Genomic DNA, 9,679 nt, shown 5'->3' on the forward strand with positions numbered 1-9,679 from the left:
GCCCCCGGCGGGGCGGGCGGGGTGGTGGGCGTCCTCACGCGGCCGTCGCGGACTTCGTCCCGGCGGCGTCCGCGCGCCCGGGGCGCGGGGTGCGCAGGGTGGCCGCCGCGAGCAGGCCCCCGGCCACCGCGATCGCCGCGGCGCCGAGGAAGGCAGCGGAGAAGCCCGAGGTCAGACCCTGGACGGTGGCGTCCGGGGTCCGGGCGCCGGCCAGTGCGGTCATCGCGGCCAGGCCGAGCGCCGAGCCCACCTGGTAGCCGGTGTTGACGATGCCGGAGGCGAGGCCGCCGTCCTCCGGGGGCGCGCTGGAGATCGCGGTGCCGAGGGAGGGGATGAAGGCGAGCGCCATGCCGGTCGCGGCGAGCAGGGAGGCGGGCAGCACGTCGGTCCAGAAGTTGCCGTCCGGGCGGGCCAGCGAGAGCCCGGCCAGGCCGGCGCCGAGGGCGAGCATGCCGGTGACGACCAGTGCCTTGGGGCCGAAGCGGGCGATCAGCCGGGGCGCCAGGGTGATCATGATGCCCATGATGGCGACGGTCATCGGCAGCAGGGCCGCGCCGCTGGCGAAGGCGCCGAGGTGGAGGACCTGCTGGAGGTAGAGGTTCAGGAAGAACCACATCGGCACCCAGGCCGCGGCCAGCAGGAACTGGGCGAGGTTGGCGGCGCCGAGGTTCGGCACCCGGAAGATGCCCAGCCGCATCAGCGGCTCGCGGCGCCTGCCCTGGACGACCAGGAAGGCGGCCAGCAGCACGGCCGCGCCGGCCAGGGTCAGCAGGGTCGACGCGGAGGCCCAACCCGCCTCCGGGGCACGGACGACGGCGTACACGGCGGCGGCCAGTCCGGCGGTGACGGTGAGCGCGCCGACGAGGTCGATGCCGCCGCGGCGCCGGGGCGCGGAGGGCATCAGCGCGGGAGTGGCGAGCAGCGCGACCACGGCCACCGGGATGTTGATGTAGAACACCCAGGGCCAGCTGACGTACTGGGTGATCAGGCCGCCGAGGAAGACGCCCGCGGTGCCGCCGGCCGGGGCCGCCGCGCCGTACAGGGCGAAGGCCTTGGTCAGTTCCTTCGGGTTCCCGCCGAAGAGCGTCATCAGCAGGGTGAGCGCCGAGGGGGCGATGAGGGCGGCGCCGAGGCCCTGGACGCCGCGGCCGGCCAGCTCGGTGGGCACGTTCCCGGCGAGGCCGGCGAGCAGTGAGCCCGCGCCGAGGACCGCCCAGCCGGCGCTGAACAGGCGGCGGGCGCCGAGCAGGTCGGAGAGCCGTCCGCCGAGCAGGAGCAGGCCGCCGAAGGCGACCACGTACGCGTTGAACACCCAGGACAGGTCCTCCTGACCGAAGCCGAGGGCGTCCTTCATCCTGGGCAGGGCCACCCCGATGATCGAGGTGTCCATGATCACCACGAACTGCGCGGCGGCGATCAGCGCCAGTGCGCGCCACCTCCGGGGGTCGGGCCCGGTGCTGTCGGTTGCCATCTCTTACTCCCTGTCTGTGAGGGGTATCGGCCGGGGGCGGTGCCTCGCGGCGATCGCCGAGGATCGCCAACTCGCAGGACGGGCACGGTGGATGTGCCGGTCGACGACCCCGGTGAGGACGACCGAGAACATACCCTAGGGGGGTAGGGTTTAGTCAACGGAGCCGGGGCGGCGGGGAACGGGGCCCGGCGGCGGGAGGCAGCCCGCGAGGGCGGGGAATCCGGCGTCCACCGGCGGGGTTTCACCAGGCGTCAGCACCCGCCTCGTGAAAGGCCTTCCGTGCGCGCCATCCAGATCGACCGTTTCGGCACCCCCGAGGTCCTCGACCTCGTCGAGACCCCCCGGCCCGCGCCCGGCCCCGGGGAGGTGTTGGTCCGGACCGTCGCGAGCGGCATCAACCCCGTCGACGACAAGACCCGGGAGGGGGCCATCGGCGAGGGCACTCCCCCGCTGCCGACGACGCTCGGCTGGGACCTGGCCGGCGTCGTGGTCGACGGCGGCGACAGCCCGCTGGAGGCGGGGGAACGGGTCATCGCCATGTCCCACCAGCTCGGCACCACCCGCGGCACCTGGGCCGACCTGGTCGTCCTCCCCGCGGCGGCGGTGGCCGTCGCGCCGCGGGCGGTCAGCCTGGTCGAGGCCGCCACGCTGCCGCTGCCCGGGCTGACGGCCCTGCAGACGCTGGACTGGCTGGCGGTGTCCGCCGGCGAGCGGCTGCTGATCGCCGGTGCCGCCGGCGCGGTCGGCGGGCTCGCCCTGCAGATAGCCCGGGCGCGGGGCGTCGAGGTCGACGCCCTGGTCTCCCGGGACGCCCAGGCCGGCTTCGCCCGCGAGCACGGCGCGGGGCTCGTCTCCACCGACCCCGCCGCCTTCCGGGGCGGCGGCTACCACGCCGTCTTCGACACCTTCGGGGCCTTCGTCACCGACGCGGTCGCGGACGGCGGCCGCTACGCCTCGATCGCCACCCAGGCCGGCCCCGTCCCGGACCTCTCCGCCCGGGGCGTGCGCACCACCGTCCACCAGGTGCGCGAGGACGGCGCCGGGCTGGCCGAGTTGGCCCGGCTCGTCGACGCCGGCGCCCTGCGGCCTCGGGTGCACGCCACGTACGGGCTCCAGGAGATCCGGGCCGCGCACGAGCGGTTCCGCGAGGGCGGCCTGGCCGGGAAGATCGTCGTGACGTTCTGACCGCCGCCCTCGGCCGCCTCACCCGCGAGCGGCCCTCGGCCGCGCCGCGCCCACCGCACCGGGGCCCTCGTGGAGGAACCCGGCGAAGGTGGGCCGGCACCGGACTACCGGACTGGCGGCGGGAGTTCGCCGACGCGGTCGGCGGCGGCCCGGGCGAGGACCGCGGAGGTGCCGACCACCGTCCCGGCCGGGCCCGCCTCGCCGTCCTCGGCGAGGACCGTGCGCTCGCCGAGGAACGCGTACGTGCTCCGGTCGAAGACCCACTGCGTCTGCCGCCCGTACGCCGTACGGGCCACGGCGACGCCCTCGCGTCCGGCGGCGTCGACGGCCGAGGCGACCACCGTGACCCCGGGGATCCGCTCGGCCGCCCGGTAGAGCGCGGCGCCGACCTGCGGCGGCGCCCAGGTCTCGGCCAGCAGGTCGCCGATCGCCGTGAACGCCCGCTGGTCCGGGTCCTGGCCCTGGCCCCGGGTCTGCTCCCTGACCAGCCGCAGCAGGGCGTCCGGGTCGGTGGGCAGCGCGGCGACGAAGGCGTGGGTCGGTTCGCCGACCGACGGACCGCCTCCCCCGCCGAACGCCTCGGGCCGGGCCGTCGCCCCCGGCTGGTCGAGGTGGAGGACCGGCCCGTCCTCGCCGAGCCGGGTGTCCGGCCCGCCCTCCTCGCGCAGCAGGCCGGGGCGGCTGCCGTCGGCGGACAGCCACACCTGCCGGGTGTGCGCGGGCGCCATCGTCACGGGGCCGCCGCCCGCGCTCTGCGCTGCGTAGGCGACCCTGCTCTCGATGTAGACGAACTGGTCGGCGCGGACCGCCGGTTGCTCCGATCCGGCGGCGGCGAGGGCGATGCGGTCGAGCAGCCGTACGGCTTCGGAGCCGCCGGTCGCACCGCCTCCCGCCACCGCCGCGTGGTCGCGCCCGGGCGTCCCTACGCCCCCGCGGTCCGACGCCACGACGCCGACCACCGCCAGGGCGCAGGCGAGCGCCGGCACCGCGATCCGGAAGCGGGCCGAACGCCTGGCCGGACGCCGGAGCGGGGCTCGCGGAGCGGGGCGGCCCTGCGGCTCGGCGGCCTGGCGCAACAGCGCTTCCCTCAACAGCAGTTGGCGGTCCGCGTCCAGGTCGGGCACCGCCGGCGGGGGCAGCAGCCCGGCGAGTTCGCGGCGCTCCGACTCCTCGGACGCCGGGCGCTGCGCGGCGCGCCGCGGGGTGGCGTTCATCCGTGGCTCTCCTGGGTCGACGGCCGGAGCGCGGGGAGGCGGCCCGGTACGGGCAGGGCGGGGGCGGCGGCACGGGCCCTGGCTTCGGCCTTCGCCTTCACCTTCGCCTCCGCCCTGGCCTCGGCCTCGGTGAGTTCGCGCAGCCGGGCCCGCGCCCGGGACAGCCGCGAGCGGACGGTCCCGACCGGCGTGCCGAGCGCCTCGGCCGCGCTCGCGTAGTCCAGTCCGGCCCACACCACCAGCGTGAAGACCTCCCGGTCGCGCCGCCGGAGCCGGGCGAGCGCCCGGCGCGCGGCCCGCAGCTCCTCGACGTCCGCGAGGTGCGCGACCAGGTCGTCGGAGAAGTCCGGGACGGCGCCGCGCTCCGGGATCCGGGCGAGCGCGAGGTCGCGGCGCCGCCGGGCGCGGGCGTTGCGGCGCATGACGTTGGTCGCGATCCCCAGCAGCCACGGGCGCAGGCCGTCGCCGTCGGGGTGCAGCCGCTCCCGGCCCCGCCACGCCTCCAGGAAGGTCGTCGAGACGACGTCCTCGGCCTCCGCCCAGTCGCCCGTCACGCGCAGGGCGTAGCGGTACAGCACCTGGGCGTGCTCGTCGTAGAGCTCGCCCAGGACGTCGGGGTCGCCGCGGCGCAGACGCGTTCTCATGAGTGCTTCCACACTCTGCCCTGCCCGGTCCGGCACCCGGGTTCCGGTGACGTGCGTCACAGCCATCACTGGTGTGTGGCCCGGCTCACAGGAACTCCGGTGCCCCTCCGAGCAGTACAGGACATGACCACAGCTTCCGCTCCCCGCTCCGTTCCCCGCCGGAACGCCCTCCGGGCCCTGGCCGTCGCCGTCGCCCTGGCCGGCGCCTCGACTCCCGCCCTCGGCGGCCCGGCCTTCGCCGCCGAGCCGGAGACGTACACCCTCACCGTCCGGCACCTGGACCGCGCCGGCCAGGCGACCGCGCCGTACCGGACCAGCGTCACCGGGATCTCCGGCCCCGGCGCCGACACCTCGGTCCGGCTGGACGCCCCCTCCGGCGTCACCACCGTACGGCTGCCCAAGGGCCGGTACGTGCTGGACAGCAACCTGACCTCGGGTCTGGAGCCGGGCGGCACGATCTGGACGGACTGGATCGTCCAGCCGCGCCTCGACCTCGACCACGACACCACCGTCACCGTCGACGCGCGGACCACCGCCCTCGTCGACGTCCGGCCCCCGGACGGGTCCGCGCGCTTCCGGCACAGCGGGATGTTCGTCGAGGTCACACACGAGGGTGCCACCAGGACCGTCAACGTCGCCAACGGGTCGCCGAACCTGCGCGTCGCCCACCTCGGGCCGCAGACCGAGGCCGGGGCGGTCAAGCAGTGGTTCGACGTCAACTGGGACACCGACACCGGCGGCTATCTGCTCGGCCGGACCTCCACCGGCACCCGCGCGCTGACCGGGCTCAGCAAGCACTACTCCGCGCAGGAGCTGGCCACCGTGAACATCCGCGGCGCCGCCGGACCGGGCGGCGCCGGAACCGCGCTCGTCAGCCTCCAGCCGAGCAACGGAGCGAGCATCGGCGAATCCCGGAGCGTCACCACACCCGGCACCGCCACCTTCCACGTCGCACCCGAACGCGGCACCTGGGACATCGGCGTCACCGTCCCCCGCGCCGACGGCAGCCGGCCGACCTACTACACCGAAGACCGCGTCGCCGTACGGGCCGGGGCCACGACCACCCGGACCTTCGACGGACCGGTCTTCGGCCCCGCGCTCACCGACCGCCCCGCCGTCTCCCGCGACGGCGACCGGATCACCGCGGACGTCCCGCTGCTCGCCGACGGCGACGGCCACGTGCCGTGGACCCCCTCGTTCGACACCGCCTACACCTCGCTGTACCGCGACGGGGTGCTGGTCGGCGCCGCCTCCGACGCCGCCGGGCGCGGCGAGTTCACCGTCACCCCGGGCACGGCGGGCTACCGCCTTGCCACCACCGCGACCCGCAAGGCCGCGGCCGGCGCGACCACCCGGGTGACCGCGTCCTGGACCTTCGCCTCCGCCACCACCGCCGCCCCGACCGCACTCCCCGTCAGCGTCGTACGGTTCGCCCCCGGGCTCGACCCATCCGGCACCGCGACGGCCGGCAGCGCGCTGCGCATCCCGGTCACCGTGCAGGGCGCCGCCGCGGACGGCCGCGTCCGCTCGCTCACCGTCTCCTCCTCCACCGACGGCGGCGCCTCCTGGACCCGCCTCCCCCTCGACGCCGGCGCCGTCATCGTCCACAACCCCCCGGCCGGCACCACCGTCTCCCTGCGCGCCGAACTGACCGACACCGACGGCAACACCCTCGACCAGACCATCACCGAGGCCTACCGCACCCGCTGACCGTCCCGTTGCGACGAACCCTGAGCGATCCTCACCGAGGCCTGACGGATCACACCCTGTCTCATCGAAGGTCAAGCAGGCAGAGCAGGGCCCTGCTGTGCCTACCGGATCCGAGATCGGCTCGGCCGGGATCCCGGCCGAGCCGGTTCGCTCACGCCGCCGGCCGCGGTGGAGTCGGTGGAGGACAGGGTTCGCGCGCCTGCCGGCCCACAGTCGGTCGGCCCCGTGGTCCTTGAGAAGATCTCGTTCATGAGTGAGGATCCGAGGGCCCGAGAAGCCGTGTGGGCGGATGGAAAGAACCTGTACGACGTCGTCCCCGCTCTCGACGCTGTCATCGGGATCATCGGGCGGGATCTGGTCCTGGGCGAGTACTCGCTGGCGCATGCCACGGCGCACATGGCAGCGGAAATGATCGTGGAGCAGAGGGAATCGACAGGGATCCACGACGAGGGGACGGCATTGCTCGTCGTCCGTGCACTCGCCGAGTCGGCCGCCGCGACGGAACGCGCGAATGATGGACTCCGTTCGTAGCGAGGCGCCCTCCGGCGCCGGCCTCCTCGGGTGGGGAGGCCGGCGGCGGACTGGTTCGGCTTCGCCGTTCACCGCAGGGGTCAGGCCGCGGTGGGGGTCAGGGGGCGGGGGGTCGGGGTGGTGAGGGCGAGGTTGCGGTGGATCTCCAGGGCGGCGGTGGAGCGGTTCAGGGTGATGTAGTGGAGGCCGGGCGCGCCCTCGTGGAGGAGGCGTTCGGCCATCCTGGTGGCGTGGTCGACGCCGATGCGGTGGGCGGTCGCCCGGTCGCCGCGGGCCGCCTCCAGCTGTCGGGCCAGTCCGGCGGGGAAGGAGGCGCCGCTGAGTTCGGCGAAGCGGCTGATCTGGCGTACGTCGGTGGCGGGCATGATCTCGGGGATGACCGGGGTCGCGCAGCCGGCCGCGGCCAGCCGGTCGCGCAGCCGCAGGTAGTGCTCGACGTCGAAGAACATCTGGGTGACGGCGTAGTCGGCGCCGGCCCGGCACTTGGCGACGAAGTGCCGGATGTCGTCGTCCCAGTCCGCCGAGCGCGGGTGGCGCTCGGGGAAGGCGGCGACGCCGACGGTGAACGCGCCGCACTCCTTGACGAGTCGGACGAGTTCGGCCGCGTAGCGCAGGCCCTGCGGGTGGGGCTCCCAGCGGCCGTTGGGGTTGCCCGGCGGGTCGCCGCGCAGGGCCAGGACGTCGCGGATGCCGACGTCGGCGTAGCGCCGTAGGACGGCCTGGAGTTCGGCGGTGGAGTGGCCGACGGCGGTGAGGTGGGCCACCGGGCGCAGGGTGGTCTGGGCGGCGATCAGTTCGGTGGTGCCGATGGTGCGGTCGCGCGAGGAGCCGCCGGCGCCGTAGGTGACCGAGACGAAGGTCGGCGCGACCGCCTCCACCCGCCGGATCGCGGCCCACAGGGCGCGTTCGCCGGCCTCGTCCTTGGCGGGGAAGAACTCGAAGGAGTAGGTCCGTTCGCCGGCCGCGAGGATGTCGCGCAGGCCGCGCGGGGTGCGCCGGGTGGTGTGGTCCATGGGTTCACCTCAGGTGGTGGGGTCGGTCGTCCGGGGATGCGGGGGAGCTCCTCCACCCTGCCCCGGCACCCGCAACAGGACTGTCACAGCGGGTCGTTGACGGCGCGTCCGGGCGGTGGAAGGTGCTCCGGCAGCTCTATCAATTACCCTAGGGGGGTATGGTATGTTCGAAAGGAAGCAGCCGCCCGGGCAGTCCGGCCGGCGCCGGGCACCACGACAGGAGCACACCCATGAGCGAGACCACCGTCACCGTCGAGTCCGCCGCCGCCGAGGCCACCTCCTGCTGCGGCTCGTGCGGCACCGGCGCCGGCGCGGCACCGGCCGCCGAGTCCGGCCGGACCTCGGTCTTCCAGGTGAAGGGCATGACCTGCGGCCACTGCGTCTCCTCGGTGACCGCCGAGTTGAAGAAGCTCGACGGCGTCGAGGAGGTCGCCGTGGACCTCGCCACCGGCCGGGTCACCGTCGGCAGCACCCTGCCGCTCACCGACTCCGACGTGGCCGCCGCCGTCGACGAGGCCGGCTACGAGCTGGTCGGCCGCGTCGAGGCCTGAGCCTCCGGCATCGGCCCGGACGGGAGGGCGCCACCCCGCCCGTCCGGGCCGACTCCCCCTCGGCACGCCCCCGGTAGAGTGAGCGCACGCCTCACCGCACAGGAACCGGAGACGGCCATGGCCGGCTACAGCTCGCACAAGGACGACTTCCGCAAGCGGCTCCGCCGCATCGAGGGCCAGATCCGTGGCCTCCAGCGCATGGTCGAGGAGGACACCTACTGCATCGACGTCCTCACCCAGGTGTCCGCCGCCAGCCGCGCCCTCCAGTCCTTCGCCCTCCAACTCCTCGACGAGCACATCGAATGCTGTGTCCGGGACGCCATCGCCGAGGGCGGCCAGGAGGCGGGCACCAAGATCCGCGAGGCCAACCAGGCCATCGCCCGCCTGGTCAGGTCCTGACCACGCCTCAGAGACGACGGCCCTTCCGCCGTCCACCGGGGGCCACCACTGTTACGGGGTGGGGGTATCTCGCCGGGGCATTCCAGGAGGGGATCAGCCGTGTCCGCGATCGAGTTCGTCCGCCGCCTGGACGGACTGGTCTACCGCTTCGACCTGAACGGCACCGCCAACGGCCGCCCGTCCTACCGGCGGCGGGACCTGGACCTGTGGTGCCGGTGGACGCCGGAGCGGGGCTGGTGCGTCGTCGACGCCGAGGGCGTGCCCAACTCCGGTCCGCTACTGGGCGAGGACCGGCACCGGGAGCTCCCGCCGACCGGGCCGTGGCGCAGCTGGAAGGCCGGCCGGTCGTACCTCTACGACCTGCGCCGCGTCGACGGGCACCCGGACGACAACGCGCCCTGAGGTGCGCCGTCCTCAGACCCGGTCGAGTGGGCGGTGCGGGCCGTCCGGCAGCTCGACCGCGACGGCGTCGCCGGGTCGGACCGGGCCGCCGGTGCGGACGACGCCCATGATGCCGGCGCGGCGCACGATCGTGCCGTCCTCGGCACGGCCGACGACCTGCTTGAGCAGGCCGGGCCGGTAGGCGTCGATCTGGGTGCACGGGTTGCGCAGGCCGGTGATCTCCACCTCGGCCTCCGGGCCGATCCGCAGCACCGCGCCGACCGGCAGGCCGAGCAGGTCGACGCCCTCGGTGGTGATGTTCTCGCCGAGGGCGCCCGGCGTGACGTCGAAGCCCGACTCGCCGAGTTCGGTGAGCAGTTCGCGGTGGATCAGGTGGACCTGGCGCAGGTTGGGCTGCGTCGGGTCCTGGGCGACCCGGGACCGGTGCCGGACCGTCACCCCGGCGTGCACGTCCCCTTCGACGCCCAGGGCCTGTCTTCGAACTCCCGTCGTCCGCCCGGAGGGCGGGCGGGGCGGCGTTGGGGTGCGTGCATCGCAAGGCGGAGGAGGGAGCCACAGC

General features: G+C 75.0%; 10 protein-coding genes and 1 pseudogene. 6 read left to right on the forward strand and 5 right to left on the reverse strand.

Translation table 11 applies throughout. From position 1 onward, the window contains the following. Window positions 1-34: 34 nt before the first annotated feature. A complete protein-coding gene (locus ACFRQN_RS37895) occupies window positions 35-1,471 on the reverse strand; it encodes an MFS transporter (protein ID WP_380745131.1) in 1,437 nt (478 codons plus the stop codon). 279 nt (window positions 1,472-1,750) lie between these two features. Here ACFRQN_RS37895 and ACFRQN_RS37900 point away from each other — a divergent pair, with 279 nt between their 5' ends. Further along, the gene (locus ACFRQN_RS37900; RefSeq protein WP_380745133.1) at window positions 1,751-2,656 is read left to right on the forward strand and encodes an NADP-dependent oxidoreductase; all 906 of its coding nucleotides are present in this window, start codon (window positions 1,751-1,753) and stop codon (window positions 2,654-2,656) included. Between the two features lie 104 nt (window positions 2,657-2,760). On the opposite strand, the gene ACFRQN_RS37905 is transcribed toward ACFRQN_RS37900, so the two are convergent. Further along, window positions 2,761-3,870 (reverse strand): CU044_5270 family protein, encoded by a 1,110-nt coding sequence (locus ACFRQN_RS37905; protein WP_380745135.1) that lies wholly within the window; start codon window positions 3,868-3,870, stop codon window positions 2,761-2,763. Next, window positions 3,867-4,514 (reverse strand): RNA polymerase sigma factor, encoded by a 648-nt coding sequence (locus ACFRQN_RS37910; protein ID WP_375877149.1) that lies wholly within the window; start codon window positions 4,512-4,514, stop codon window positions 3,867-3,869. Before ACFRQN_RS37910 ends, ACFRQN_RS37905 begins: the two co-directional genes overlap by 4 nt. Before the next feature lie 123 nt (window positions 4,515-4,637). On the opposite strand from ACFRQN_RS37910, the gene ACFRQN_RS37915 reads away from it, so the two are divergent. Both ACFRQN_RS37915 and ACFRQN_RS37920 read left to right on the forward strand, forming a co-directional pair. Beyond that, window positions 4,638-6,224 carry a serine protease gene (locus ACFRQN_RS37915; protein WP_380745138.1) on the forward strand — a complete coding sequence of 529 codons (1,587 nt, stop codon included), beginning with the start codon at window positions 4,638-4,640 and terminating at the stop codon, window positions 6,222-6,224. Between the two features lie 225 nt (window positions 6,225-6,449). Continuing rightward, the gene (locus tag ACFRQN_RS37920) at window positions 6,450-6,755 is read left to right on the forward strand and encodes a hypothetical protein (RefSeq protein ID WP_380745140.1); all 306 of its coding nucleotides are present in this window, start codon (window positions 6,450-6,452) and stop codon (window positions 6,753-6,755) included. Between the two features lie 80 nt (window positions 6,756-6,835). Here ACFRQN_RS37920 and metF read toward each other — a convergent pair whose 3' ends face one another. After that, complete coding sequence (metF, locus tag ACFRQN_RS37925; protein WP_380745142.1) at window positions 6,836-7,768, reverse strand: methylenetetrahydrofolate reductase [NAD(P)H]; 933 nt, start codon at window positions 7,766-7,768, stop codon at window positions 6,836-6,838. A gap of 230 nt (window positions 7,769-7,998) precedes the next feature. Between metF and ACFRQN_RS37930 the strand changes: the two genes are divergently transcribed. The 3 genes from ACFRQN_RS37930 to ACFRQN_RS37940 all read left to right on the forward strand — a co-directional run bounded on the left by ACFRQN_RS37930 (window position 7,999) and on the right by ACFRQN_RS37940 (window position 9,120). After that, complete coding sequence (locus ACFRQN_RS37930) at window positions 7,999-8,319, forward strand: heavy-metal-associated domain-containing protein (protein WP_380745144.1); 321 nt, start codon at window positions 7,999-8,001, stop codon at window positions 8,317-8,319. Between the two features lie 117 nt (window positions 8,320-8,436). Further along, window positions 8,437-8,718 carry a metal-sensitive transcriptional regulator gene (locus ACFRQN_RS37935; protein WP_375875564.1) on the forward strand — a complete coding sequence of 94 codons (282 nt, stop codon included), beginning with the start codon at window positions 8,437-8,439 and terminating at the stop codon, window positions 8,716-8,718. Window positions 8,719-8,817: 99 nt separating this feature from the next. After that, window positions 8,818-9,120 carry a hypothetical protein gene (locus ACFRQN_RS37940; protein WP_380745147.1) on the forward strand — a complete coding sequence of 101 codons (303 nt, stop codon included), beginning with the start codon at window positions 8,818-8,820 and terminating at the stop codon, window positions 9,118-9,120. Window positions 9,121-9,132: 12 nt separating this feature from the next. Here the strand turns inward: ACFRQN_RS37940 and ACFRQN_RS37945 are convergent. Then, window positions 9,133-9,588: pseudogene (locus ACFRQN_RS37945) on the reverse strand (MOSC domain-containing protein); the annotation flags it as partial. Window positions 9,589-9,679 lie beyond the last annotated feature (91 nt).

It is taken from the genome of Kitasatospora sp. NPDC056800 (assembly GCF_042789775.1).
In the GTDB taxonomy this organism is placed as follows: domain Bacteria; phylum Actinomycetota; class Actinomycetes; order Streptomycetales; family Streptomycetaceae; genus Kitasatospora.

Excerpts from the sequence above, each read along its gene's own strand:
- ACFRQN_RS37895 (WP_380745131.1), bottom strand. The coding sequence starts at position 1,471 with ATGGCAACCGACAGCACCGGGCCCGACCCCCGGAGGTGGCGCGCACTG.
- ACFRQN_RS37905 (WP_380745135.1), bottom strand. The coding sequence starts at position 3,870 with ATGAACGCCACCCCGCGGCGCGCCGCGCAGCGCCCGGCGTCCGAGGAG.
- ACFRQN_RS37910 (WP_375877149.1), bottom strand. The coding sequence starts at position 4,514 with ATGAGAACGCGTCTGCGCCGCGGCGACCCCGACGTCCTGGGCGAGCTC.
- ACFRQN_RS37915 (WP_380745138.1), top strand. The coding sequence starts at position 4,638 with ATGACCACAGCTTCCGCTCCCCGCTCCGTTCCCCGCCGGAACGCCCTC.
- metF (WP_380745142.1), bottom strand. The coding sequence starts at position 7,768 with ATGGACCACACCACCCGGCGCACCCCGCGCGGCCTGCGCGACATCCTC.
- ACFRQN_RS37930 (WP_380745144.1), top strand. The coding sequence starts at position 7,999 with ATGAGCGAGACCACCGTCACCGTCGAGTCCGCCGCCGCCGAGGCCACC.
- ACFRQN_RS37935 (WP_375875564.1), top strand. The coding sequence starts at position 8,437 with ATGGCCGGCTACAGCTCGCACAAGGACGACTTCCGCAAGCGGCTCCGC.